The sequence below is a fragment of the Qipengyuania mesophila genome, from assembly GCF_019711655.1.
GTDB lineage: Bacteria > Pseudomonadota > Alphaproteobacteria > Sphingomonadales > Sphingomonadaceae > Qipengyuania > Qipengyuania mesophila.
The window spans coordinates 248,355-274,615 of the sequence record NZ_JAIGNU010000003.1 but is presented as its reverse complement, the minus strand read 5'-3'; the positions used below and the strand labels follow the sequence as shown (position 1 = coordinate 274,615).

Annotated in this window: 22 protein-coding genes and 1 tRNA gene; 13 read left to right on the top strand and 10 right to left on the bottom strand. The window is 65.4% G+C overall.

Annotated features, from left to right (window positions below; genetic code table 11):
• The first annotated feature begins 1 nt into the window (after position 1).
• The 9 genes from K3181_RS14170 (at position 2) to phoB (ending at position 8,837) form a co-directional block, all read left to right on the top strand.
• Positions 2-76, top strand: a tRNA-Glu gene (locus tag K3181_RS14170).
• Between the two features lie 63 nt (positions 77-139).
• Positions 140-1,327 (top strand): ATP-binding protein, encoded by a 1,188-nt coding sequence (locus tag K3181_RS14165; RefSeq protein ID WP_221603762.1) that lies wholly within the window; start codon positions 140-142, stop codon positions 1,325-1,327.
• Positions 1,328-1,457: 130 nt separating this feature from the next.
• Entirely contained in the window at positions 1,458-2,798 is a 1,341-nt protein-coding gene (locus K3181_RS14160) for an OprO/OprP family phosphate-selective porin (RefSeq protein WP_221603761.1), read from the top strand.
• A 120-nt stretch (positions 2,799-2,918) separates the two neighbouring features.
• Positions 2,919-3,965, top strand: a complete 1,047-nt coding sequence (locus K3181_RS14155) for a substrate-binding domain-containing protein (RefSeq protein WP_221603760.1) — start codon at positions 2,919-2,921, stop codon at positions 3,963-3,965.
• Positions 3,966-3,981: 16 nt separating this feature from the next.
• On the top strand, positions 3,982-5,367 hold the full coding sequence (gene pstC, locus K3181_RS14150) for a phosphate ABC transporter permease subunit PstC (RefSeq protein WP_221603759.1): 1,386 nt from the start codon (positions 3,982-3,984) through the stop codon (positions 5,365-5,367).
• The gene (gene pstA, locus K3181_RS14145) at positions 5,360-6,610 is read left to right on the top strand and encodes a phosphate ABC transporter permease PstA (RefSeq protein WP_221603758.1); all 1,251 of its coding nucleotides are present in this window, start codon (positions 5,360-5,362) and stop codon (positions 6,608-6,610) included. The genes pstC and pstA overlap by 8 nt, the downstream gene beginning before the upstream one ends.
• Positions 6,611-6,648: 38 nt before the next feature.
• Complete coding sequence (pstB, locus tag K3181_RS14140) at positions 6,649-7,395, top strand: phosphate ABC transporter ATP-binding protein PstB (protein ID WP_221603782.1); 747 nt, start codon at positions 6,649-6,651, stop codon at positions 7,393-7,395.
• Positions 7,396-7,408: 13 nt separating this feature from the next.
• Complete coding sequence (phoU, locus tag K3181_RS14135; RefSeq protein WP_221603757.1) at positions 7,409-8,080, top strand: phosphate signaling complex protein PhoU; 672 nt, start codon at positions 7,409-7,411, stop codon at positions 8,078-8,080.
• 70 nt (positions 8,081-8,150) lie between these two features.
• Complete coding sequence (gene phoB, locus K3181_RS14130; RefSeq protein WP_221603756.1) at positions 8,151-8,837, top strand: phosphate regulon transcriptional regulator PhoB; 687 nt, start codon at positions 8,151-8,153, stop codon at positions 8,835-8,837.
• A gap of 1 nt (position 8,838) precedes the next feature.
• Here phoB and K3181_RS14125 read toward each other — a convergent pair whose 3' ends face one another.
• The 5 genes from K3181_RS14125 to K3181_RS14105 are packed head-to-tail and all read right to left on the bottom strand — an operon-like array spanning position 8,839 to position 16,510.
• On the bottom strand, positions 8,839-9,528 hold the full coding sequence (locus K3181_RS14125; RefSeq protein ID WP_345725513.1) for an extensin-like domain-containing protein: 690 nt from the start codon (positions 9,526-9,528) through the stop codon (positions 8,839-8,841).
• A 32-nt stretch (positions 9,529-9,560) separates the two neighbouring features.
• Positions 9,561-10,196, bottom strand: a complete 636-nt coding sequence (locus K3181_RS14120) for a LysE family translocator (RefSeq protein ID WP_221603754.1) — start codon at positions 10,194-10,196, stop codon at positions 9,561-9,563.
• Between the two features lie 11 nt (positions 10,197-10,207).
• Positions 10,208-13,807: an error-prone DNA polymerase gene (locus K3181_RS14115; RefSeq protein ID WP_221603753.1), complete on the bottom strand. Its 3,600-nt coding sequence runs from the start codon at positions 13,805-13,807 to the stop codon at positions 10,208-10,210.
• A 4-nt stretch (positions 13,808-13,811) separates the two neighbouring features.
• Positions 13,812-15,269, bottom strand: a complete 1,458-nt coding sequence (locus K3181_RS14110; protein ID WP_221603752.1) for a UdgX family uracil-DNA binding protein — start codon at positions 15,267-15,269, stop codon at positions 13,812-13,814.
• The gene (locus tag K3181_RS14105) at positions 15,266-16,510 is read right to left on the bottom strand and encodes a putative DNA modification/repair radical SAM protein (protein ID WP_221603751.1); all 1,245 of its coding nucleotides are present in this window, start codon (positions 16,508-16,510) and stop codon (positions 15,266-15,268) included. The genes K3181_RS14110 and K3181_RS14105 overlap by 4 nt, the downstream gene beginning before the upstream one ends.
• A gap of 192 nt (positions 16,511-16,702) precedes the next feature.
• Here K3181_RS14105 and K3181_RS14100 point away from each other — a divergent pair, with 192 nt between their 5' ends.
• Positions 16,703-17,050 carry a PilZ domain-containing protein gene (locus K3181_RS14100; RefSeq protein ID WP_221603750.1) on the top strand — a complete coding sequence of 116 codons (348 nt, stop codon included), beginning with the start codon at positions 16,703-16,705 and terminating at the stop codon, positions 17,048-17,050.
• Here K3181_RS14100 and K3181_RS14095 read toward each other — a convergent pair.
• Complete coding sequence (locus tag K3181_RS14095) at positions 17,047-18,552, bottom strand: DUF6504 family protein (protein ID WP_221603781.1); 1,506 nt, start codon at positions 18,550-18,552, stop codon at positions 17,047-17,049. The genes K3181_RS14100 and K3181_RS14095 overlap by 4 nt on opposite strands.
• A 62-nt stretch (positions 18,553-18,614) precedes the next feature.
• A complete protein-coding gene (locus K3181_RS14090) occupies positions 18,615-19,397 on the bottom strand; it encodes a hypothetical protein (protein WP_221603749.1) in 783 nt (260 codons plus the stop codon).
• A 149-nt stretch (positions 19,398-19,546) separates the two neighbouring features.
• Between K3181_RS14090 and K3181_RS14085 the strand changes: the two genes are divergently transcribed.
• Positions 19,547-20,032: a pyridoxamine 5'-phosphate oxidase family protein gene (locus K3181_RS14085; protein WP_221603748.1), complete on the top strand. Its 486-nt coding sequence runs from the start codon at positions 19,547-19,549 to the stop codon at positions 20,030-20,032.
• A 76-nt stretch (positions 20,033-20,108) separates the two neighbouring features.
• Here the strand turns inward: K3181_RS14085 and K3181_RS14080 are convergent, their stop codons facing one another.
• Entirely contained in the window at positions 20,109-21,677 is a 1,569-nt protein-coding gene (locus K3181_RS14080; protein ID WP_221603747.1) for an amino acid permease, read from the bottom strand.
• Between the two features lie 104 nt (positions 21,678-21,781).
• On the bottom strand, positions 21,782-23,212 hold the full coding sequence (locus K3181_RS14075) for a sodium-dependent transporter (RefSeq protein ID WP_221603746.1): 1,431 nt from the start codon (positions 23,210-23,212) through the stop codon (positions 21,782-21,784).
• A gap of 128 nt (positions 23,213-23,340) precedes the next feature.
• Between K3181_RS14075 and panB the strand changes: the two genes are divergently transcribed.
• Both panB and K3181_RS14065 read left to right on the top strand, forming a co-directional pair.
• Positions 23,341-24,213 carry a 3-methyl-2-oxobutanoate hydroxymethyltransferase gene (gene panB, locus K3181_RS14070; protein WP_221603745.1) on the top strand — a complete coding sequence of 291 codons (873 nt, stop codon included), beginning with the start codon at positions 23,341-23,343 and terminating at the stop codon, positions 24,211-24,213.
• Positions 24,214-24,230: 17 nt separating this feature from the next.
• Positions 24,231-25,298 (top strand): DUF475 domain-containing protein, encoded by a 1,068-nt coding sequence (locus K3181_RS14065; RefSeq protein ID WP_247715161.1) that lies wholly within the window; start codon positions 24,231-24,233, stop codon positions 25,296-25,298.
• Here K3181_RS14065 and K3181_RS14060 read toward each other — a convergent pair.
• Positions 25,231-26,232 carry a bile acid:sodium symporter family protein gene (locus K3181_RS14060; protein ID WP_221603744.1) on the bottom strand — a complete coding sequence of 334 codons (1,002 nt, stop codon included), beginning with the start codon at positions 26,230-26,232 and terminating at the stop codon, positions 25,231-25,233. The two genes, K3181_RS14065 and K3181_RS14060, sit on opposite strands and share 68 nt — an antisense overlap.
• Positions 26,233-26,261 lie beyond the last annotated feature (29 nt).

The following is a 26,261-nucleotide window of genomic DNA, read 5'->3' as shown; positions in this document are numbered from 1 at the left end:
TGGCCCGTTCGTCTAGCGGTTAGGACGCGGCCCTTTCACGGCTGAAACACGGGTTCGATTCCCGTACGGGTCACCACTTCCTCGCATGTCATGAAAAGCAGGTGGCGCGCCGCGGCGCGCCTCGCTAAGCCGCCCCGCAATGACCGAGCGTAGCTTTCCCTGGTCCGGATTCGTGCTGGCGCTGGTCGCCTGCGTCACCCTCGCGACGCTGGGCACCGACTTCCTCCTCGTCGCCCTCGTCCTGCTTGTCTGGTCGGGTTCGCTCTATCTCGTCGCCGGACGCCCTGCCGAAGCCCGGTCCGCCCCCACAGGGCCGGCCTTCTCGCGCGACAGCATGGCCGACCTGTTCGAACATTCGGAAACCCCGGTCGTCATCACCGAGCGCGACCGCGTGATCATCGCCAATCTCGCGGCGCGCAAGCTGCTCGGCGCCCATATCCTCGGCCAGGACGTGCGCATGGCGCTCCGCCAGCCCGAAGCGATCCGCCTGCTCGAGCGCGGCAGCGATGGCGGCGCGGTGGTCCGGGGCCTCGCGCGGCGGACCGACATCTGGCGCATCAACCGCAAGACCTTGCCCGGCGAGCTCGCGGTGATCGAGTTCGTCAACCGCACGGCCGAGGCGGACATCGCCCGCGCGCATACCGATTTCGTCGCCAATGCCAGCCACGAGCTGCGCACCCCCCTCGCCTCCATCATCGGCTATGTCGAGACGCTGCGCGAAGATGTCGAGAACCTCGATCCGAAGATGGCCGACAAGTTCCTCGCCACGATCCAGCGCGAGGCCAAGCGGCTGCAGGACCTGGTCAGCGACCTGATGTCGCTGTCGCGGATCGAGGCTGAAAAACACGATCTCCCGAGCGAGCATCTCGACCTCGGCAAGCTGGTCGAGCGGGCCGCGCACGATGTCGCGGCGGGTGAGCGCACGGCGCGGCTCGACTACGAGGCCACGGGCGAATTCGTCGTCCAGGGCGACCATCAACAACTCGAACAGCTCGTCCGCAATCTCGTCGACAATGCCTTCAAATACGGGGGGTCAGAAGAGACCGTGACCGTCCGCCTGCATCCGCGCGGCGAATCGCGCGTCCGCCTTACTGTCACCGACCGCGGCGACGGGATCGCGCCCGAACATATCCCGCATCTTACCCGCCGCTTCTATCGCACCGACCCGGGCCGTAGCCGCGCTTCGGGGGGCACCGGGCTGGGCCTCGCAATCGTCAAGCATATCGTCGAGCGCCATCGCGGACGGCTCGATATCGAGAGCACGCTCGGCGAAGGGACGCGGGTCACCGTCACTCTGCCGGTCGACAGCGAAGAGCGTCCCGAATAGGATTTCCCCTGCCTGCCCACAGCTTATCCACAGCTGGGAAATGCCTGCGGGGCGAATGTCACAATAGTGTAATTTGCCGGTCATAGTGGCGTCGCCAGCACGTAACCTCACGTTCAAAGGATTCGTAACGATGACCCGCACCTACCGCCTTTCCGTGGCGGCGGCCGCGCTTTGCTGCACCATGGCAACCCCGCTGTTCGCCCAGGACGTCACTGTCTCGGCCGATGAACTGGCCGCAATGCGCGCCCAGCTTTCGGCGATGAACGCCCGTATCGACCAGCTCGAGGGCGAACTTGCCAGTGCCAAGGCTGCCAACGAAGCGCAGGACACCGCAATCGCCGCCCAGGCCGAAGCGACCTCCGCCAAGCCCACCCCGGTCGGCGAACTCGCCAAGAAGGACGGCTGGAGCTTCAAGCCCCGCGGCCGTCTGATGTTCGATGCCGGCTTCACCAACGCTCCCGATTCGACCGGCGCCAGCGAAGGCTTCGGCAACGAGGTCCGCCGCGCCCGTCTCGGCGCCTCGGGCGACATACCGGGCGGCTTCGGCTACAAGTTCGAACTCGATTTCGCCGGCAACGAGGTCGAGGCGGCCGACGCCTACCTGTCCTATGCAGACGGACCGGTCGAAGTGATCGTCGGCCATCACAACAACTTCCAGTCGCTCGAAGAGCTCACCAGCAGCCTCCACACGACCTTCATCGAGCGCGCGGCCTTCACCGACGCCTTCGGTTTCGAACGCCGCATCGGTGCCTCGATCCAGTACGCCGATGGCCCGATCCTCGCCCAGGCCGGTGTCTTTACCGACAATTTCGACGACACTTCGAGCAAGAACCGCGGCGCCGACGCGCGCGTCGTGTTCATGCCCAAGATCGGCGACACCCAGCTGCACTTCGGTGGCTCGGTCCATTACAACGACCTCGACGATCCCGCCGCGACGGTCCGCTATCGCCAGCGCCCGCTGGTCCACTTCACCTCGCAGCGTTTCATCGACACCGGCAGCATGGGTGCCGACAGCGAGACCGGCTACGGCCTCGAAGCCGCCGCCATCTCGGGCCGCTTCCATGCTGCAGGCGAAGCTTACTGGCAGTCGGTCGACATGCCGGCGACCTCGAACGATCCGACCTTCTTCGGCGGCTATGTCGAAGCGGGCGTGTTCCTCACCGACGACACGCGTGGTTACAAGGGCGGCAAGTTCGACCGCACCAAGCCGGTCAAGCCGGTCGGCAAGGGCGGCTTCGGTTCGCTCCAGTTCAACCTGCGCTACGACTATCTCGACCTCAACGATGCGGGGATCGTCGGCGGGAAGCAGGACGGCTATTTCGCCTCGCTGATCTGGAAGCCGACCGACTACACCGCCCTCGCGGTCAACTATGGTCGCCTGCAGTACACCGATACCATCATTCCGACGGCGACTGGCGACACCAGCTATGGCGTCGATGCCTTCGGTGTTCGCGCACAGGTCGATTTCTGATCCGGTCTGCGCTAGGGGCCGGTGAAATCCGGCCCCCGGCAACGCAGGTCAAACTCTTGTCGCAAGCATGTAACATTGAGGCGCTTTGGCGCCGCTAGCTATCAACCCAAGAGGCTTACCATGACCAAGTTCAAATCCCTCGTCTTCGCTGCCGTTTCGTCCGCTGCTCTCGCCGCTTGCGGCAGCGCCGGGGGCGACGCCGCCTCGCGCGATTCTATCCGCGCCGTCGGTTCGTCGACCGTCTTCCCCTTCGCCAAAGCCGTTTCGGAAGCTTTCGTACGCGCCAATCCCGACTTCAAGTCGCCGATCATCGAATCGACCGGTACCGGCGGCGGCATGAAGCTGTTCTGCGCCGGCGTCGGCGCCGAAACGCCCGACATGGCCAATGCCTCGCGCCGGATGAAGGCAAGCGAATTCGCCGACTGCCAGGCCAATGGCGTGACCGACGTGATCGAGATCCAGGTCGGCCTCGACGGCATCGCCTTCGCTTCGACCAAGGGCGGCATCACCATGAACCTCACCCCGCAGCACATCTACGAGGCACTCGCCGCCAAGCCCTATGGCAAGGACCAGACCGCCAAGACCTGGTCTGACGTCGACCCCTCGCTGCCCAACGATCCGATCCTCGTCTACGGTCCGCCCAGCACCTCGGGCACCCGTGACGCGCTCAAGGAGCTGATCCTCGAAGCCGGTTGCAAGAGTGACCCGGAGATGAAGGCGCTCAAGGAAACCGACGAGGACAAGTACAGCCAGATCTGCACCGAAGTGCGTTCGGACGGCGCCTATGTCGACCAGGGGGAGCAGGACAATCTGATCGTCCAGAAGATCGAAGGCAATCCCAAGGCCGTCGGCGTCTTCGGCTACAGCTACCTCGAAGAGAACCTCGACAAGCTCCAGGACCTTCCGATCAACGGTGTCGAAGCCACCTACGAGAACATCTCGAGCTTCGCCTACCCGGGTGCCCGTCCGCTCTACGTCTACGTCAAAAAGGCGCACCTCGCTGCGATCCCGGGGCTGAAGGAATATCTCGCCCAGTGGACCAAGATGTGGGCAAAGGGTGGCGATCTGGCCAAGATCGGCCTTGTGGCTTCGCCCGATGACGTTATGGCGACCAGCCAGAAAGCCGCCACCGAGTACACGACCCTCGACGGCAGCACCCTCAAGTAAGGCCAGAATGTAACGCATGTCGCCAGCCATCCTGTTCCTCCTGGCCCTCGGGCTCGGGCTCGCCGGATGGTTGGCGGCTCGCGCGCGTGCATGGACCTTCCGGCGCGAAAGCGCCGACGGTCGGCTGCCCAGCCTGCCGACCTATCACGCGTGGTACGTTGCGCTGTGGATCGTGCTGCCGATGGCAGCCTTCATCGCCCTGTGGAGCGCGATCGCGCCCGGCCTCGTCACCCAGCAGGTGCTCGCCGCCCCGGCTGCGGCCGAACTGCCCGAATTCGGCTTCCAGCGCCAGACGATGCTCAACGAAGCACGGGCAGTCGCTACCGGCGCATCGAATGCAGTCTTCAATCCGCAGGCGGCTGCGCTCGTCGAACCCTACCGCGAGGCGCTGTCACACTACAATGTCATAGGCATCGTGGTGGCGCTGCTGATCGCCTTTCTCGGCGGCACCTTCGCCTTCCTCCGGCTCAAGCCCGATTTCGCCGCCCGCACGCGGGTCGAACGGATCGTGATGGCGATCCTCCTCGGCGCCTCGCTGGTGGCGATCCTGACTACCATCGGCATTTTCGCCAGCCTCGTGTTCGAAACCGTGCGCTTCTTCGGCATGGTTTCGCCGCTCGACTTCCTCTTCGGCACGCATTGGGGGCCCGACCCCATGGCCAATGCTGCCAATCCCGACGCCAGTCGCTACGGCGCCATACCGCTGTTCTGGGGAACGCTGTTCATCGGCGCGATCATCGCCATGGTGGTGGCCATTCCGCTCGGATTGATGAGCGCGATCTACCTCACACAATATGCAAATCCGGCCTTGCGCAAGTGGATCAAGCCGGCGCTCGAGATCCTCGCCGGCGTGCCGACCGTGGTCTACGGCTATTTCGCCGCGCTCACCATCGCGCCCGCGATCCGCGATCTCGCACTGTCGCTCGGCGCAGCCAATCCCTCCAGCGAGAGCGCGCTCGCCGCGGGCCTTGTCATGGGGGTGATGATCATTCCCTTCGTTTCCTCGATGGCCGACGACAGCATTGCCGCGGTGCCGCAGGCGATGCGCGATGGCAGCCTGGCGATGGGCGCGACCAAGAGCGAGACTATCCGCCGCGTGCTCGTCCCCGCCGCCCTGCCGGGGATCGTCGCCGGCATCATGCTCGCGGTCAGCCGCGCAATCGGCGAGACCATGATCGTGGTGATGGCCGCCTCCACCGCAGCCAATCTTTCGGCCAACCCGCTCGAGGCGATGACCACGGTCACCGTCCAGATCGTCGCCATGCTGACCGGCGAAGGCAGCTTCGACCATCCCGCGACGCTCAGCGCCTTCGCGCTCGGTTTCGTGCTCTTCATGGTCACCCTTGGCCTCAACTTCGTCGCGCTGCGTGTCGTCAAAAGGTATCGCGAAGCTTATGAGTGAGCGCATCGCCCCCACGCGCACCCCCGCCTTCGAGGCCCGGCTGAAGAAGCGCTATGCCGCAGAACGACGCTTCAGGGCGCTCGGCCTGGGCGCGATCCTGTTCTCGGTCGCCGTGCTGGTCTTCCTGCTCGGCACCATGGCGCTGAACGGGCTCGGCGGCTTCCAGCGCGTCGAGCTGGAAATCCCCATCGACTTCACCGAAGCGGGCATTGCCGCCGATCCGGCGACGATGCAGCAGCCGGGCGCAGTGCAATCGCTCGAGGCGCAGGGCCTGCGGGAAGTGGTCCAGTTCTTCGCGCAGCAGGAACTTGGCGAAGAGGCGGCTCCCGAGTTGGGCGGACAGGCGTGGCGCGATGTCGCCGCCGCCATCATGGCCGATCCGTCGATCCTGCGCGAAACGGTAACCTTCTCGCTGCCCGCCTCGGCCGATCTCGCCTCGGGCTACGAGGGCGAAGGTTCGCCCGAGATGCAGGCACTTGCCCAGCGACTCTACGCCGAAGGGCAAATCGCCAAGAATTTCGACCCCGGCTTCCTCTCGCGCTCGGATGCCACCAATCCGCAGCAAGTGGGGATCTGGGGCGCGCTCAAGGGCTCGATGCTGACCATGCTGGTGACGCTGCTGCTGGCCTTCCCGATCGGGGTGCTTGCCGCGCTCTACCTCGAGGAATACGCGCCCAAGAACCGTTGGACCGACATGATCGAACTGTCGATCAACAACCTCGCCGCGGTGCCTTCGATCATCTTCGGCCTGCTCGGCCTGGCGGTGTTCCTGACGCTGTTTCCCAATCTCCGCTCCGCCCCGGTCATCGGCGGGATGACGCTGGCGTTGATGACCATGCCGGTGATCGTCATCGCCGGGCGCAATGCCATCAAGGCGGTGCCGCCGAGCATTCGCGACGGCGCGCTGGCGATCGGCGCGTCGCCCGTCCAGGTTGTGTTCCACCACGTCCTGCCGCTTGCCCTGCCCGGCATTCTCACCGGCACCATCATCGGCATGGCGCGCGCGCTGGGCGAGACCGCCCCGCTGTTGATGATCGGCATGCGCGCCTTCGTCGCCACCCCGCCGGAGGGATTCACTTCGCCCGCGACGGTGCTCCCGATGCAGATCTTCCTGTGGTCGGATGAAATCGATCGCGGTTTCGTCGAACGCACCAGCGCGGCGATCATCGTGCTATTGCTGTTCCTGCTCGTCATGAACGGGCTCGCAATCTACCTGCGTAACAAATTCGAGAAAACCTGGTGACCTTAGTCCACGACAACCTCGAGCAGACCGAAGCCAAGATGAGCGCCAAGGACGTCTCCGTGTTCTACGGAGACAAGAAGGCCATCGATGGCGTGTCGATCGACATCCCGACCGAATATGTCACTGCCTTCATCGGCCCCTCTGGCTGCGGCAAGTCGACCTTCCTGCGCACGCTCAACCGGATGAACGACACCATCCCGTCGGCACGCGTCGAAGGCGCCATCGAACTCGACGGGCAGGATATCTACCGTTCGGGCATGGACGTGGTGCAACTCCGCGCGCGCGTCGGCATGGTGTTCCAGAAGCCCAATCCTTTCCCCAAGTCGATCTACGAGAACATCTCCTACGGCCCCAAAATCCATGGCCTCGCCGAGGGCAAGGACGAACTCGACGCGATCGTCGAGAAGTCGCTCCGGCGCGCCGGCCTGTGGGAAGAGGTCAAGGACCGCCTGCAGGACAGCGGTACCGCGCTTTCGGGCGGCCAGCAGCAGCGCCTCTGCATCGCCCGCGCGATCGCGGTCGATCCCGAAGTGATCCTGATGGACGAACCCTGTTCGGCGCTCGATCCGATCGCTACCGCCAAGATCGAGGAACTGATCGCCGAGCTCAACGGCCGCTATGCCATCGTCATCGTGACCCACTCGATGCAGCAGGCCGCCCGCGTCAGCCAGCGTACCGCCTTCTTCCACCTCGGGAAAATGGTGGAATATGGCCGGACTTCTGACATATTTACCAATCCGCTCGAACAGCGCACCCAGGATTACATCACGGGACGCTACGGATAAGGCCATGAATTCTATGCACGAACATACCGTAAAGGCCTTCGACGAAGACATCACCCGCCTGCGCGGCCTGATCGCCGAAATGGGCGGCCTGTCCGAGGCCGCGATCGCCCAGGCGCTCGAGGCGCTGGTCAAGGGCGACGACGATCTCGCCGACAAGGTGGTCAAGGGCGACAAGCGCATCGACGCGCTCGAAAGCGAGATCGACAAGCTCGCCGTGCGCATCATCGCGCTGCGCGCGCCGATGGCCGACGACCTTCGCGAGGTCATCGCCGCGCTCAAGATCGCCGGCGTGGTCGAACGCATCGGCGACTATTCGAAGAACATCGCCAAGGCGAGCAAGGAAATCGGCCCCAACCGCAAGCAGTTCGAGCCGCTCACGCTGCTGCCCGCCATGGCCGACGTCGCCGCCGAAATGGTCCATGACGTGCTCACCGCCTACGCCGCGCGCGATGCCGAACTGGCGCGCGAAGTGATCGCGGCGGACGAGAAGGTCGACGCCTTCTACAACTCGATTTTCCGCAACCTCGTCAGCCATATGGTCGAAAACCCCTCGACCATTTCGAGCGCGGCACAAATGCTGTTTATTGCGCGCAATCTCGAACGCATCGGCGACCATGCTACCAATGTTGCCGAAATGGTGCATTTCGCGGCAACCGGCACTTATCCGGTCGACGACGACGGCTGACACAAAACTGTAGCGCGGGGGTCATAAAGCCTTGTCGACCGAGACGGACAATTCCCGGAAAGGCAAGGACTTGCACGCTGCGAAACTGCTTCTGGTAGAGGACGATCCCGCCCTCTCCGAACTGCTCGAATATCGCTTCGCCAACGAAGGCTACCAGGTTCGCACCACCGCCGATGGCGACGAGGCGCTGCTGCTGGCGGCCGAGGACGTGCCCGATCTCGTCATCCTCGACTGGATGATCGAAGGTACCAGCGGGATCGAGGTCTGTCGCCGCCTGCGCCGCGACAAGGATACCGCGCACGTCCCGATCATCATGCTGACCGCGCGCGAAGCGGAGGACGACCGTGTCCGCGGGCTCGACACCGGCGCCGACGACTATCTGACCAAGCCCTTCTCCCCGCGCGAACTGCTCGCGCGCGTAGCGGCGGTTATGCGCCGCATCCGCCCGGCGCTGGCCGGCGAGAGCATCGAGGTCGGCGACATCACGCTCGACCCGGTGGCGCACAAGGTATCGCGCCGCGGCCGCACGCTGCAGCTCGGCCCCACCGAATACCGCCTGCTCAAGTTCTTCATGGAGAGCCCCGGTCGCGTGTTCAGCCGCGGGCAGCTGCTCGACGGCGTCTGGGGCACCGAGAGCGAGATCGAACTGCGCACGGTCGACGTCCATATCCGCCGCCTGCGCAAGGCGATCGAGATCGAGGGCGCGAAGGACCCTGTCCGCACCGTCCGCAGCGCAGGCTATTCGCTCGAGGCCTGAGCTAGCGACACACGCCGCGCCAGCGCGGACTCATGTCGAGATGCAGATGGTCGGCATGCGCCGCGTTGTAGTCGGGCGAAAGGACCGTGGCGAAGCTGTTGCATGCGCCGTCGCGCACCGCGTGCAGGAACCGTGCCTTCGGACCCTCGCCGTCCCAGTCCCGTAGCACGCTGATGCGCGTTCCGTCCTCGAGCACGAAACCGGCAATGTCGATGGCGTTGGCCGTCGCATGTTCGCTCCAGGGCCCCGTGTCGCGGCCATAAAGGCGGCGGCAGGAATAGGCACCGAGGTGCTCGATCCGGGCGATCGGCGATCCGAAGCTAGTCTGCGCCGCCGGCTCCAGCACGTCGCGTTGCCACAGCAGCAGCGCAATCGAGGCGGGGCAGGTGACCGCTGGAGTGTCGGGCGCCAGCGGGAATTCTCCGAGTCGCGTCCGGTCCTCGCGCCGGCAGGCCCCTTCGCCGACGGGATCGAGCACCTGATGGGCGATGCTGCTGCGGTCGAGCACGGCGCGGCATGCCGGCACATCGTCGCGCAGCGCCAGCAGCTTGGCCTCGGTCGCCCATCCGGGCGGATCGCGCAGGTCGAGCGGTGCCCAGGGATCGTGCTCGGGATGCTCGGCAAGCCAGACCCTCCCGATGAGCAGTATGGCAAGCAGAACGAGCAGCAGCGCGGCGCGCCTGTCGGCCACGAAGGTTCCGATATGCCGCGATATGGCCGGTCTCACACTCCGCGCTCCAGGAGCTCTGCGAGGACCAGCACCGCAATCAGCAGGAACAGCGTGCCGATGACGCGGTCGATCCAGCGGCGCGCGGCGGCACGCTGCATCACGCGTGCAAGGCTCTGTCCCGCGCCGATGTAGAGTGCCCCGACCACGAGGTCGATCACCAGCGCCACCGCCGCGAGGACGAGGATCTGCCAGCCCACGGGCGCGGAGGCGTCGACGAAGGGCGGGATGATCGCGACCATGTAGATCAGCGACTTGGGATTGCCGATGGCGACGAATATCCCGTCGCGAAAGGCATGGTGCGAGGGCTCGCGGGGCGGCCTCGCCGGATCGTCGAGCGGGTGGAAGGAATGACGGATCGCGGCCACGCCGAGCCAGGCGAGATAGGCGATGCCCGCTAGCGCCAGCAGGTGGAAGGCGAACGGATAGGCCTTCGCCAGCGTCCCGAGCCCGAAGGCCGCGAGCAGCCACCAGGCGATGTAGCCGATCTGCATTCCGAGCAGTGCCGCCCAGCCCGATCGCGCCCCGCGCCAGATCGCCTGTCCCATGACGAACAGCATCGACTGACCCGGGACCAGGCTGGTGGTAGCGGTCACCAACGCGAAGGCGGCGAGTTTCTCGGCATCGATCATGCGGCCAGCCCCTAGTGGAAGTCGCGGCTCGGGGGAATGATCCGCACGTCGCGCGGATGCCCGCCGGCACTCGGCCCGAACCATCCGCACTCGCGATTGCCCGGCGGCGGTTCCTCCCACGGCTCGACCGGGCGATATGGGTCTGCGGTGCCGTCCTGCAGAGTGCCGCGCGGCCCGGACTTGGCCGGCAGCGGTGAGACAACATGGTCGGCGCGCGCCACCGGTGCGTTGAGCATGTCGTCCGACAGGCGGTAGAGCTGGTGCGAGGCATCCTCCATGTGATGCGCGATGACGTGGATCACCTCGTCATCGTATTCGACGCGGCCGCGTACCTCCATCAGCCGTGAACCCATCACCACACGGCGTTGTTTTTCCTTGAGATCGGGCCAGACGACGAGGTTGACCACCCCGGTCTCGTCCTCGAGCGTGATGAAGCACACGCCCTTGGCGCTGCCCGGCTGCTGGCGGATGAGTACCACCCCCGCGACGTTGACGGTCGAACGGAACTTGCGGCTGCGCAGATCGCAGGCGCGCACGAAACCGCGCTCGGTCAGATCGTCGCGCAGGAAGGACATCGGATGCGCCTTCAGACTCAGGCGGGTGGTCTGGTAATCCGCCACGACCTCTTCCGAATGCGGCATGATCGGCAGCGCGGCGGGAGAGGTTTCGGCGCCTTCGTCGCGCTGCGCCGCAGCGGCGAAGAGCGGCAGGTCGGGGCTGGCGATCAGGCTGCGCGCATCCCACAGCGCCTGGCGCCGCCCCAGCCCGATCGAACCGAAGCAGTCGGCACTCGCGAGCCGCTCGACCTGCGAAGGCGCAATGCGGGCACGGTCGCGCACCGCCGTGACGTCATCGTAAGGTCCGTTGGCCTCGCGCTCGGCGATCAGCTTCGCCGCCACGTTTTCGGGCAATCCGTCGACCTGGCGCAGGCCGAGCCGCAGCGCCATCGTCCCCTCGACATCTTCCAGCGTACAATCCCAGTCGGACAGATTGGCGTCGGCGGGGAGCACCGTGACGCCATGATCCGCTGCATCGCGCACGATCTGCGCCGGGGCATAGAAGCCCATCGGCTGCGAATTGAGCAGCGCGCAGGCGAAGGCCGCCGGATAGTGGCACTTCATCCAGCTCGAGATATAGACGAGATGCGCGAAACTGGCCGCGTGGCTTTCGGGAAAGCCGTATTCGCCGAACCCCTTGATCTGGTCGAAGCAACGCTCGGCAAATGCGGGATCGTACCCCCGCGCGATCATGCGTCCGACCATCATCTCCTGGTGTTCGTGCACCATCCCGCGACTGCGGAAAGTGGCCATCGCCTTGCGCAACCGGTTGGCCTCCACGGGCGAGAACTTGGCCGCGTCGATGGCGATCTTCATCGCCTGCTCCTGGAAGATCGGCACGCCATAGGTCCGCTTGAGGATCGAGGAGAGCTCGTCCGTCGGGCCATGCTCGGGAGATGGCGAAGGCAGGCTGAAATCGGTCCTACCCTCGCGCGCGCGGCGGCGCTGCTTGAGATAGGGATGAACCATGTCGCCCTGGATCGGCCCCGGGCGGACGATCGCCACCTGGACTACCAGATCGTAGAATTCGCGCGGCCTGAGCCGGGGCAGCATGTTCATCTGCGCGCGGCTTTCGACCTGGAACACGCCCAGCGAATCGCCCTTGCAGAGCATGTCGTAGACGGCGGGATCCTCGCGCGGGACGGTGGCCAGATCGTAGCTCTGCCCATGGTGGTCCTCGAGCAGTTTCAGTCCCTTTCGGATACAGGTGAGCATTCCGAGGGCGAGCACGTCCACCTTGAGAATGCCGAGATCGTCGATGTCGTCCTTGTCCCATTCGATGAAACTACGATCGGGCATCGCGCCATTGCCGATCGGCACGGTTTCGGTCAGCGGGCCGTCGGTGAGGATGAAGCCCCCGACATGCTGGCTGAGATGGCGGGGCATGCCGATCATCTGCTCGGTCAGCCTGAGCACGCGGCGCAGATGCGGATCGGCCAGGTCGAGACCCGTTTCCTCGCGAATGTGCCGCTCATCGATATTCTTGCCCCACGAGCCCCATACGGTGCGGGCGAGAACCGCCGTGACATCCTCCGACAGGCCCATCGCCTTGCCCACCTCGCGGATCGCCATGCGGGGGCGGTAATGGATCACCGTCGCGCACAGACCGGCGCGGTGGCGACCGTAGTGTTCGTAAATGTGCTGGATCACTTCCTCGCGCCGCTCATGCTCGAAATCGACGTCGATATCGGGCGGCTCGCGGCGCTCCTTCGAGATGAAGCGGTCGAACAGAAGCTGGTGCTTGGCCGGATCCACCGAGGTAATGCCGAGGCAGAAGCACACCGCCGAATTGGCCGCCGATCCCCGGCCCTGGCACAGGATATCCCTGCTGCGCGCGAAATCGACGATGTCCTTGATCGTGAGGAAATAGGGCGCCAGCTCGAGTTCCCCGATAAGCTTCAGCTCGCGCTTGAGCGTCTTCTTCACAGCAGGCGGCAAGCCTTTGGGGTATCGATCTTTCTTGGCTCCCGACCAGACCTGCTGTTCGAGATAGCGCTGCGGGCTCAGATTGTCGGGATAGATCTCTTGCGGATATTCGTATCGAAGTTCGTCGAGACTGAAATTACAGGCATCGGCCACTTCGCGCGTCGCGGCGATGGCATGCGGCCAGCGTTCGAACAGTTTCACCATGGTTTCGGGAGGCTTGAGGTAGCGCTCGCCATTGCCGTGGAGCAGGTGCCCGGCGGCGGCGACGGTGGTCCTGTGCCGGATCGCGGTCATCACGTCTTGCAGCGGGCGCTTGTCGGGCGTGGCATAATGCACGTCGTTGGTGGCGAGGAGTGAAAGGCTATTGGCCTTCGCCAGAGCATCGAGGCGGGTGATCCGGGCAATGTCGTCGCCGATGTAGAGGTAGCTCGCGGCGATATGGCGCAATGTCGGGAGCGCGGCAGCGAGATGCGGGAGGATCTCCTCGAAGGTCCCGGTGAAGTCAGTCCTTTCCTCCACGTCACCCCGGCCCCCGAGCCGGGGTCCCACTTCTTCCGGCACGGCGCTGGAAGGAAAGCGGGACCCCGGATCAAGTCCGGGGTGACGGAAGAGAATGACGTTGTTTTCGACTTGAATGGTGAATGGCTGGTCCAGGTCGCGCGGCGGGAGCAGGATCAGCTGCACGTCCTCGGCATGCGCGGCGAGCATGGCGAAATCGATGTCGCAGGCGCCCTTGTCCTGCCATCCCCCGTCGAGCCTCCGCATGCGCCCTGCCGAAATCAGCTGACAAAGCCGGCCATAGGCAGCGCGATCGCGGGGGTAAGCGAGGAAGACCAGACCTTCGACCGTTTCTATCCTGCATCCAATAAGTGGTTTCAGCTTAAGTTTTTTTGCTTCCGTATGGATGCGCACCACACCCGCCATGCTGTTGGCGTCGGCAACCCCTATCGCATCGTAGCCGAGCGCCCGCGCTCGCAGCACGAGATCGACCGCATCGGAGGCGCCGCGCAGGAAGCTGAAGCAGGAGACGAGCCCGAGTTCGACAAAGCGTGCTCGCTGGGGCGGCGCGATGCTGTCGGAATCGAGCTCGATCGTCCGCTTGGGGATCTGATGGTCGTTTTCGGGCATTGGCTCACCCGGCGAGTTCCGCAAGTCGCTCGCGTACCGCGGCAAGGTCGGCATCGAACAACCGCGTCTGCTCCTCGCGCGCCGCGCCCTCGAGCCGCAGCAGGTACGAGGGATGCGCGGTGACCCACAGCTCGCTGCCGTCCTCGAGCGCGATCGGCGCGCCGCGGACCCGAGAGATGCTCACCGTCTTGCCGAGCAGACTGCGCGCCGCGCTCGCCCCCATGGCGAGCACCAGCTTCGGCCCGACGATCGCGCGCTCGCTCTCGATCCACCAGCGGCAGGTGTCGATTTCCTTCGCGCCCGGATTCTGGTGCAGCCGCCGCTTGCCGCGCTGGACATATTTGAAATGCTTCACCGCATTGGTGACATAGGCGGCGCGGCGATCGATCCCGGCCTTTTCCAGATGCGCATCGAGCAATTGCCCTGCGGGGCCGACGAAGGGCCGCCCCGCCTGGTCTTCCTGGTCGCCCGGCTGTTCGCCGACGATCATCAGTGCGGCATCCTGCGGCCCCTCGCCCATCACCGCATGGTTGTCGAGCTGGCCGATGGGGCATTTGCGGCAGGCACGGATCGCCTTGTCGATCGCCGCGAGCGTGTCGGGCCGCTCCTCGAATTCGAGCGCCCCCTTCTCGACCATGGCGCTCTCGCGCTTCTGCGCCCCCGCGACCAGCCCAGGGATGAGCGCGGCCTCGGGCATGTCCTTCCAGTATTTCCTCGGCATCTCCTTGAGCATCGCGCCGACCTTCAATCGCGCAGGATTGAAGATCGAAGCGTAATAGCCGCGCCAGAGCTCCTCCATCGGATCGCCGCCGGGCGCGTCGCTGCGTTGCGCGGGCGGGCCTTCGGACATGGTCGCGCCGTCCCAGTGGAGGCTCCCGCGCGGAGTCAGGATCGACCAGCGCATATTGGCGAAGCGGCGCATGAAGAAGCCGGCATTGGCGCGCAGGATGTGATGCTCGGGCTCGAACCAGGCGACGTAGTGCTCGCGCGTCTCGCTCTCCTCGTCCCCGGCCTCGACGAGGCGGAAGCGGACGAAGGCGTGCATCTTGTGGCTGTCGCGCCGCACCGCCTTGTCGAGCTCCTCCGCCCGCCGCACGTCGGGATCGGCCTTGTCCTCCATGATGCGCGGGGTCGCCTGCAAGCGCCACAGCAGGCGATAGAGCAGCCCGAAGCGCTCGGGGTCCGAATGGAGGATGGCGTTGCGCGCAAGGCTGACGAAGCGCTTGCTGGCGCGCACCGGGCGGGCATCCGCGGTGGGCAAGGGCAAAGGCTGCTCACCGGGCGCGGCCGCGGCAGCGAACAGATCGCCGCTGCCGCCGGGCTCGACCCAGGCGATATGTTCGGGCGCGACCCCGCACTGGACCAGCGCTCGTGCGGCTTCGCGCCAGAAGTCGAAATCGTCGGGCTCGGGCAGGTTCACCACGTAGTGGCTCGCGAGCCGGGTCTGCGGAAGCGTGCTCATGCCGCGAACAGCTCGAGCTGCTCGGTCTTCGGCGCGAGCAGGCTCCTCAGGTCGGCGCGGTCGGTCAGCGTGATGGGCCGCCAATCGACGGTGCAGATGAACGGCCGCACCTTGGTGACCGACTGGGTGAGCAGCGCGACATCGTCGAGCCGGAGCGCGCGGTGGCGACGGCTGGCGAGGATCCTGCCCACCGCTGTCACCCCGAGCCCGGGCACGCGCAGCAATTGCTCCTTGCTCGCGCGGTTGACGTCGACCGGGAAAGCCTCGCGGAATTTCAGGGCCCAGGCGAGCTTGGGATCGATGTCGAGCGGCAGGTTCCCGTCAGCCTCGGTGGCCTGCATCACTTCGGCGGGCTTGTAGCCGTAGAAGCGCATCAGCCAGTCGGACTGGTAGAGCCGGTGCTCGCGGATCAGCGGCGGGCGCTTCAAGGGCAGCACCGCGCTGGCATCGGGGATCGGCGAGAAGGCGCTGTAATAGACCCGCCGCAACCCGAAGCTGTCGTAGAGCCGGCTGGCCTTGCCGACGATATCGACATCGGTCGCGGCATCGGCCCCGACGATCATCTGCGTCGACTGGCCCGCGGGGGCGAAGCGCGGGGCGTGCTTGAACCTTTTGTGCGCGTCCTTGAGCTCGGTTATGTCGTTCTTGACCCGTCCCATCGCGCCTTCGATCTGGCGCGCGTCCTTGTCGGGCGCGAGACGGGTGAGCCCGCTGTCGGTCGGCAGTTCGACATTGATCGAGACACGGTCGGCATAGAGCCCCGCTTGGTGGACGATTTCGGCATCCGCCTCGGGGATGGCCTTGAGGTGGATGTAGCCGCGAAAATCGTGTTCTTCCCGCAGGATACGGGCGACTTCTACGAGCTGTTCCATCGTGTGGTTCGAGCTCTTGACGATGCCCGAGGAGAGGAACAGCCCCTCGATATAATTGCGCCGGTAGAAGGCCAGCGTGAGGTCGACCACCTCCTGCGGGCTGAACCGCGCGCGCGCCACATTCGAGCTCTTGCGGTTGACGCAGTAGTGGCAGTCGAACACGCAATGGTTGGTCAACAGTATCTTGAGCAGCGAGATACACCGCCCATCGGGCGCATAGGCGTGGCAGATGCCCATCCCCTCGGTCGACCCCAGCCCCTTCCCGCCGAGCGAGTTGCGCCTGGCCGTCCCCGAAGAGGCGCAGGAGGCATCGTATTTCGCCGCATCGGCGAGAATCTCGAGCTTCTGCAGAGTGGTGAGAACAGCCATATGTTCTTTATATGTTCCACCTCCCCTCCTGCCAATATCGAATGATGCATCGGACGGGAATTTGCGATGGTTTCCGCCCCGTTTACCTTGTGCAGGAAATCGCGCTTAACCCTCAAGCGCCCAAGACCGTGCGATACAAGAGGACGCACAGTGGGATTGTTCCAGAAAAAGCAGGTCGCTTCCCAACCAGAGATGCGCAGCGCCAAACGTCATCCGGTCGACTGCCCGGCCAGCCTTACGCTGCTCGGTCGCGAATGCGAGGGAAGGCTTTCGGACCTTTCGGAAACCGGTGCCCGCTTCGACACGCCAACACCACCTGCCAAGGGCGTATCGGGCCTCCTCTCGTGGCGCGGCCACGAGTTCTTCGGCAAGGTTGTCTGGTCCAACGAAGATGGCTGCGGGATCGCGTTCGAGCGCCCGCTTCCCGCGTCGATCCTCCAGGATTCGGTTCACCGGATAGAGAAGGCGACGGGCCCGGCCGCCAAGTTCGGCAATATCCCGATCGCCACGCGTGGTCGGCGCGGGCTCGTCGCGAGCTAGGCGTACAATCCCTGCAGGTACCAGTCGGGTACCCCGCCGCGCCCGTCGCCGATGAGGCCTTGGCGGTAGATCCAGTAGCGGCGTCCCTGTCCGTCCTCTATCCGGTAATAGTCGCGCAGCCGCGCGGCGCCGCGCTCGCGCCACCATTCGGGGGCGATGCGTTCGGGGCCCTCCACCCGCGCAACATCGTGCACCTCGCCGCGCCAGCGGAAGCGCTGCGGATAGCCGTCTGGGGTAGCATAGAGCACCGCGATCTTCTCGGGCTTGTCGAGCAATTTCCGAGGCCTGGAATGGAATTCCAATAGTCCTTGCGAAGTCGGTTCGGGCTCCAGCGGAGGCTGCCAGCGCTGCGCCCGTTCGGGGAGATGGCTGGCGTAGGGGACCGGCCGGCTGACCGCCTTCGCACCGAGCCGCACGATCAGCCGGTCGATGCAGCCGGCCAAGCTGGTGCCGTGGCTTTCGGCGCGCGCCTCGATATCGTTTTGGTCGAGCGCCAGCGGCTCGGCCCAGCTCGCGCGCAGGCGCAGCATCTCGATCCCGAAACCGGCATCGACATCGTCGAGTCGCGCAGCGAAGAGGCGCAACATGTGCGCCGGATCGCGCGTGGCGGCGGCCAGTTCGAGCCGCCGGACAACGACCTCGCCATCGACCCGCCACAGGCCCAGTTCGAGCCGCCGGGCGCCCTGCCCCTGCGCTTCGAGTTCGCGCGCCATGTCCCTGGCGAGATCGGCGACCACTCGGTCGAGCAGCTGCCGGTGACGGATTGGTTCGAGCAGCCGCCGCTGCACCAATGGCACGGCCTCTTGGATCACCGGCAGCAGCGGCTCGGACACACGGCCGAGCAATTGGTCGAGCCGGATCAGAGGATTGGCGGTGCGCAATTTGCGGTTGCGGAAACGCCGCTGGATCGCGTCGCGCCCGATGCCGGCGATGTCGCCGATCCGCTTGAGGCCGAGCCGGCGCAGCACGGTGACGACGTCCTGGTCGAGCCGCAGCGCCGCCACCGGCAGTTCGGCCAAAACACGCATGATCCCGGCACGCCCCTCCACGATCGCGCGCTCGGGGCCGTAATGCGCCAGCGCCCAGGCCGCCCCGGCAGTCGGAGCGATGGCCGCGCGCAGGGCCAGTCCGCGCTGTGCGAAGGCGGCGTGGACGTCGGCCAGCAGCGCCTCCTCGCCGCCGAACAGGTGCGCGACGGCGGTGACATCGACCAGCAGCCCCTCGGGTGCATCGAGCGCGGACCACGGCCCCCAGCGCTGTGCCCAGAGAGCAAGCTGTTCGAGGAAGGCGAGATCGCCCGCCGGGTCTGCGGGGGCGGTAGCGATCTCGGGGCACAATGCACGTGCATCGGCGAGCATCATGCCCTTGCGCGCACCCGCGGCCGCTGCGGGGCGATCGACCGCTTCGATCCGCGGGCCGTGCGCGGTGTCGGCGATCAGCACCAGCGGCCCCGCAGCGGGCACCCCGCCCCGCTCCGCTATCGTCAGGTGCCAGCGATCCATCGCCAGCGCTGGAAGCCAGAGCGAAAGGATGCGGCGCGGCCGCGCCTCTGTCACTTCCACGCTCACGCCCGGCGCGGCGACCGCCTGAGGCGCAATCCCGCCGTCCAGCCCGCCACCGCCTCGTCGGCCTCGCGCTGCGCCTTGCTCGCTACGAGCCTGCCGGCTTCCTCGCCCAGGGTCCATTCGCCCGGCGCATGCGCGCGGGCGCGGAACAGCTCCGCCCGCCAGCGCGGCGGACCGGGGGCCTGGGCATTCCAGCGCGGTGCAGACGACGGCATCGAGGCGACCTCCCACCGCATCCGTGCCGAGGAGAGATCGCGCGCGGCATCGAGCCGGACGAGGAACAGCGGCACGCCGTGCTTCTCGCTCGCCAGCGTCAACCGGCGCGAGGCGGTGAAATCGAGCGCCCGGGGATTGCCCGCGATCTCTCCCACGACGAAGGCAAGGTCGCGGCAGCGCAGCCCCTCCTCGAGCGCGAAGAGCGCATCCTCCGCCTTTTCGGCCAGCACATGGATCACCCGTGCCGGGAGGTCCCCGGGCAGTCCGGCACGATAGGGACGCCCCCCGCGTCGCGCGGCCTCGCGCGTCTGGACCCACAGCACGCTGCGCGGATGCCGCACCTCGCCGGCGTCTTGCTGAGGGAGGCTGCGCCAGTCGTCGAGCGCCAGCGCCAGCGCGGCACCCGCCCCCGCTCCATCGCGCGAGGAGGCGAAAATCTCGCTATGCAGTGCCGGCCCCTGTCGCGCCGCCAGACCGGGGCGCCAGCGCGCGCTGCGCCGCGCGGAAAGCGCGGCAAGGTCTTCGAAGGCCGCGAGCGGCAGTGAGGCGAGATCGGGTGAAGGCATAGGGGGAACGACTTTTCTGTTCCCATTATGTTCCATTTGAGCGCGATTCGCAATTCGTCCTTCGCCGCCCTCGCCCCGACGTATCGCGCGGAACGGCAGGAGGCCCTCAGCCGTTTGAAAATCAAACGCAATTCGAAAGGCTCTGACCCATGAAATATTCGCAAGGCAACCCCGACGCGCTCAAGCAGAAGTTCTGGCAGGCGCTGGCCGACTCGCCCTTCCTGTTCCTCGAACTCGATGGACGCTCCAACACCTCGGTGCCGATGACCGCCCAGCTCGACAAGGATGCGAACAGCGCGATCTGGTTCTTCACGCAGAAGAAGTCGGACTTCGCCCAGCTGGGTAAGGTCAAGGCGAGCTTCGCCGGCAAGGACCACGATATCTTCGCCCGCTTCGACGGCACGCTGTCGGTCGAGACCAGCCAAGAGCGCTTCGACCAGTTCTGGAACAATTTCGTCGAGGCCTGGTACGATGGCGGCAAGGACGATCCCGACATCCTGTTCCTGCGCATGGACTTGGGCGATGCGGAGATCTGGAGCGGCGACTTGGGCCTGCTCAACACCGCCAAGATGGCGCTCGGCATGCATGTCCATGACGAGGCCGAGAAACGCCATGTCGAAGCAGTGGACATCTGATCCGACGAATGGCGCAAAAAAATGAAAAGGGCCGCCCCACCGGGAGCGGCCCTTTCCTATTGCCCCATTCGGGATTTCACTCGGGCGCCATCGGCACCATGGTCTCCTGGCCGGCGACATCGTCGACAACCTCGACAATGCCCTTGCCGAGATGGCTGCGGCTGCGGCTGTAGGCAAAGTAGATCACCACGCCGAGCGCGCCCCAGCCGGGCAGGAACAGCATCGCCGCAGTCGGCAGGTTGAAGAACAACAGCACGCAGCCGATGATCGTCGCGGGTGCGACGAGCCACACCAGCGGCACCCGGAAATGCCGCCTGCGCGCGGGATCCTTCACCCTCAGCACCATCACCGCGATCGCCACCATTGCGAAGGCGTAGAGCGTCCCGGCATTCGATATGTCGGCGAGCTGCCCGACCGGGAAGAAGGCCGCCCCGATGGCAACCGCGAGCCCGGTAATGATGGTCACGATATGCGGGGTGTGGAAGCGCGGATGCACCCGGCTCAGGCGTTCGGGCAGCAGCCCGTCGCGGCTCATCACGAAAAAGATGCGCGTCTGCCCGAAAATCAGCACCAGGATCACCGAGGGAAGCGCGACGAAAGCTGCGAGCCCGATCGCGTTGCCGACCGCGGTGAAGCCCAGCACCTTGAGGACATGCGCCAGCGGCTCGTTCGAGCAGACCAGCGCATCGGCGAATTGCGGCAGCGCGCACTGGCGCGCCAGTTCGGGCGATCCCGCCTCGAGTGGGAGGCCCATCGCATCCATGAGCGGCTGGCCGCCGAGCGTCCCGATCGCACCCGCCGCGACGAGGATGTAGAACACCGTGCAGAACAACAGCGAACCGACCAGGCCGATCGGTACGTTACGCTGCGGGTCCTTGGTCTCCTCGGCGGCGGTGGAGACTGCGTCGAAGCCGACATAGGCGAAGAACATCGTCGCCGCGGCACCGACCGCACCGACCCCGGTGCCCCAGCCGCCGAAGATGCCGGCGGGGAGGAAGGGGTTGAAGTGGCTGGTGTCGAATTCGGCGCTGGTCAGGGTCAGCGCAACGAAGGCGGTCAGCGCAGTGACCTTGATCATGACCAGCACGGCATTGACCTTGGCGCTCTCGCTCGTGCCGATCACCAGAAGGCCGGTGACGAGCAGCGCGATGAGCAATGCGGGCAGGTTGATCAAACCGCCTTCAACGCCCCCCAGGGCGAGCGGACCGGCGCTGAGCCATACCGGCAAGTGGATACCCAAGCCGCCGAGTACAGTCCCGCTGAAATAGCCCGACCATCCGACCGAGACGGCGCTCGCAGCGATCGCATATTCCATGATGAGCGCCCAGCCGACCGTCCAGGCGAAGAATTCGCCGATCGTCGCATAGCTGTAAGTATAGGCGCTGCCAGCGACCGGTATCATCGCGGCGATCTCGGCATAGCAGAGTGCGGCGACGATGCAGACCGCGCCGGCGATCGCGAAGGCCACCATCAGGCCAGGGCCCGCCTTCTGGGCACCCACCGCGGTAAGGACGAAAATCCCCGTCCCGATGACGCACCCAATGCCGAGAAGTGTCAGTTGCAGCCAACCGAGGCTGCGATGCAACGACTTCTTCTGCGCCGTTGCCAAGATGGCATCGAGCGGCTTCACTCTGTCCAAGATCATCAGGCGCGGTGCCTCCCTCCACGGCCCGCCACGGGACTCCCCGCTCCGCCAGCCGGATCGGCGCTAGTTAGTCCGCAATCCACCCCTGTAAAAGCGAATTTGGATCAAGCGCCCAGAATGCCGGGGAAAAGCCCTGTGACGAGGATGATCGCGACTGCGAGCGGGCACAGCCACGCGATCAGAAAGCGCCACAGGGTGAAGGCCCAAGGCGACAGGCCGGTGGTAGTGCGCAACAGGTTCTCATCGGCCTTCCAGCCGATGAAGAGCGACGTCAGCAGCGCGCCGACCGGCAACATCACCTTGCCCGTGAAACCGTCGACCGTATCGAGGATGTCGGTATTCTCGAACAGTGGCCAGAACCACAGCGGGCGCACGTCGGCCCAGACATTGTAGCCGAGCAGGCAGGCGATGCCGATGAGGAAGGCCCCGCCGCCGAAGATCAGCGCCGACTTCGGGCGACTCCAGCCGCGTTCGCCGATACCGTAGGCGGTCGGTACCTCAAGCAGCGAGATCGAGCTGGTGATCGCCGCGACGAGGATGAGGACGAAGAACAGGAAGCCGAACAGCGCGCCGGCAGGCATTGTCTGGAAGGCGAAGGGGAGCGTCTGGAACACCAGCGTTGGACCCGCAGCCGGGTCGAGACCGACTGCGAGCACGATCGGGAAGATCATCAGACCGGCGAGCAGCGCCACGCCGGTATCGGCGATGGCGATCATCGCCGAGGTGGGCCCGAGCCCACTGCCTTCCTTGATATAGGACCCGTAGGTGATCAGGCCCGCCACTCCGAGCGAGAGCGAGAACAGCGCCTGCCCCAACGCTGCGTTCATCACCTGCGGGGTCAGCTTCGACCAGTCGGGAGTGAACAGGAAGCTCATGGCTCCGCCCATGTCGCCCTCGACCGAACCGTAGATTACCAGGCCGACCAGAAGCACGAAGAAGGCTGGCATGAGATAGGTCGCAACCTTCTCGATGCCCGAATGGACGCCACGCGCGATGATGTAGAGCGTCGCCCCCATAAACAGGAAATGCATCGTGATCAGCAGCCCGGGATTAGCGAACATGTCGCCGAGCCTTTGCTGGATCTGGGCCTGGCTTTCGCCCGCCAGTGCGCCGCGGAAAGGATCCCCCTCCATGACCGCCTGAACGAGATCGGCTCCCATGATCCCCGCATAGTAAAGCACCCAGCCCGCCACGACGGAGTAGAAGGATAGGATCAGGAAGGCCGCAAGCGCGCCGATCGCGCCGAAGATCGACCAGCTTTGCGACGACTGCGACTGCGCTGCCACTCGCCGGATCGAGCCGACGGCATCGGTTTGCCCGACGCGCCCGATGAAAATCTCCGACAAGACCAGCGGCAACCCAAGGAGGAAAACGCAGGCAATATAGAAAATCACGAAGGCACCGCCCCCGCTCTCGCCGGCCAGCGTCGGGAACCGCCAGATATTGCCGAGGCCGACTGCGGCCCCGATCGCTGCGAGTATGAAGGCGGAACGCGAGGACCAGCCCTCGCTTGTAGACGTCGTGGTAGCGACCATGCTCAGATCATTCCTCTCCTGACGCGGCGACCCCTGCGCGCATCTCATATGCGCGCCCTTAGACACGCAAAACCGCGCAATTCCAAGCTTCGCTTTGCCATCGCCCACGCGCTTGCTAGTGCAACGCCATGTCGACCACCTTCCAGCTCGATACGAGCACCAGCCGCGCCAATCCGACTCCGCAGCCGATGCGGCGCCTTACCGTACCCAAGATCCGCGCGCACAAGACCGGTGGCGAAACCCGCGAGCCGCTGGTCATGCTGACCGCCTATACCGCGCGGCAGGCGCAGCTGCTCGATGCGCATTGCGACATCCTGCTGGTCGGCGATTCGCTGGCGCAGGTCATCTACGGCCTGCCGACGACCATCCCGGTTACGCTCGACATGATGGCCAACCATGCCGCCGCGGTGGTGCGCGGCAGCTACCACGCGGTGGTGGTGGTCGACATGCCCTTCGGATCCTACGAACAATCGCCGCAGCAGGCCTTCGAAAGCGCCGCCTACCTGCTCAAGCAGTCAGGCGCGGCGGCGGTGAAACTCGAGGGCGGCGAACAGATGGCCGAGACCGTCGCCTTCCTCAATCAGCGCGGGATCCCGGTGATGGGCCATGTCGGCCTGACCCCGCAGGCGGTCAACGTGCTGGGCGGCTATGCCGCACGCGGGCGCGACGATGCCGAGGCGAAGAAGATCGTCGGCGATGCCAAGGCGCTCGACGAGGCCGGGGCTTTCGCGATCGTTCTGGAAGGGGTGCTCGAGCCGATCGCGATAGAGGCGACTCAAGGCGTATCCTGCCCAACGATCGGCATCGGCGCCTCGGCGCAATGCGACGGGCAGGTGCTGGTTACCGAAGACATGCTCGGCATGTTCGAACGCGTCCCGCGCTTCGTGAAGAAATACGAGGACATTGCCGCGGTGATCGAGAAGACTGTCGCGCAATATGCCGAGGAAGTGCGCGCGCGCAGCTTCCCGACCTCCGATCAGACCTACCAGCCCAAGGGCTGAAGAAGGACACCAGCGCCATGTCCACGATGATCCGCTTCTACGGATTTTCCTTCATCTTCACGCTCGTCTGCCTGAGCCTTGCCGCATGGTATGGCTGGGCCAGCACCGGCACGATCACGGGCACGTTGTCGCTCCTGTGGATTGTCGTTGTGCTGTCGGTGCTCGAGGTGTCGCTGAGCTTCGACAACGCCGTGGTCAACGCCAGCGTCCTCAAGGAAATGGACGAAGTCTGGCAGCACCGCTTCCTCACCTGGGGCATCGCCTTCGCAGTCTTCGGTATGCGCGTGATCTTCCCACTCGCCATCGTGGCTATTGCGGCCGGGCTGGGGCCCATGGAAACGGTCGACCTCTCGCTCAACAATCCGCAGGAATACGAAAGAATCGTCTCGTCCGCACATGTCGGCATTGCGGGATTCGGCGGGGCCTTCCTCGCCATGGTCGGGCTGAAATTCTTTTTCGATCTCGACAAGGAGATTCACTGGATTCGGGCGATCGAGGAATGGCTGAGCAAGTTCGCCGCCTTGCCTGCCGCCGAAATTGCGCTTCTCCTCCTCGCACTCTGGGGCATTTCAACCATGCTCGAACCCGACGAAGCGCTGACCTTTCTGGTCGCCGGTATCCTTGGCCTCGTCACGTTCATCGCCGTCGAGGGGATCAATGCGATCCTCGAGATGAAGGAGGAGGCTGCGAAATTGCAGGGCGCGGTGGTGCGCAGCGGGCTTGGCGGGTTCCTCTATCTCAATGTTCTCGACGCCAGCTTCAGTTTCGACGGCGTGATCGGTGCCTTCGCGCTCTCGAACAACATGATCGTGATCGCCTTGGGCCTGTCGATCGGCGCGATGTTCGTGCGCTCGATGACGATCCACCTTGTGCGCAAGGGTACCCTGGCGGCTTACCGCTTCCTCGAACACGGCGCGTTCTGGGCGATCATCGTTCTGGGCGCGATCATGCTCATGTCCGCCAAGTTCCATATTCCCGAGACTGTGACCGGGCTGATCGGCGCGATCCTGATCGGGCTCAGCTTCTGGTGGTCGGTGCGCTATAACCAACGGCATCCGGACGAGACGGCCGCTTCAGCCGACTAGCGATCGGCGCGGCCACCACCAGTTGGAAGAAATGGTAGAGCAATAGCGCGATCACCACGAAGCCTGCCTCGGCAGGCGGAAACAGGATGGTGGCAAGTGGGGCTCCGACAGCGGCGCTCTTCTGCGCACCGGCGAAGAGGAAAGCGATCCGGTCGGGCCGCGACAGGCGCAAGGCTCCGCTCGCCATCCACGCCCCGAGATTGCCGATCAGCAGGAATCCCGCGACCAGCGCACCGATCACGAGCCAGTCGCCCGGGTCGACGCGCGACCAGATCCCCTGCTCGACCGCGCCCGAGAAGGCGACATAGATCGCCGCTGCGATTGCGAAGCGGTCGATCCAGACGATCTTGGGGCGATGGCGCGCGGTGAAGGCGAGCGTGTAGTCCTGGATCGCCTGGCCGATGGCGAAGGGCAGGATCAGCAAGAGCATGATCTTGATCACCACGTCCATGCCCACCGCACCGGCTCCGCTACCCCCGAGGGCGAGGAACAGCGGCACGGTCACGAAGACGCCTAGAATGTTGAGCAGCGCCGCCCCCACCACCGACAGCGCCACATTCCCCCCGGAGAGCGAAGTGTAGGACGTCGCCGATTGCACGGTCGAAGGCAGCGTACCGAGGTAGAGAAAGCCGAGCGCCACCGAAGGGGCGAGCACGCGGGCACCGAGCGCAGCGATGCCAAGGCCTGCCAGCGCCATGGCCCCGAACACCCACAGCACCAGCGGGAGGAGGAACCGCCAATTCCCGAATCCCGCAGCGATATCGCGGCGGGCAATGCGCATGCCGTTGAGCAGGAAGAGGATGAAGATCGCCGCGTTCGCGATCGCCTGTGCAGCACCGCGTGCCTCGCCCGTCGCGGGCAGCACTATTGCCAGCACGATCGCCGCGACCAGCATGCGTACCATCGGGTCGGCAAAAACGGATCGCAGCGCCATCATCCACCCCTGCCCGGACCGGCGCCCCT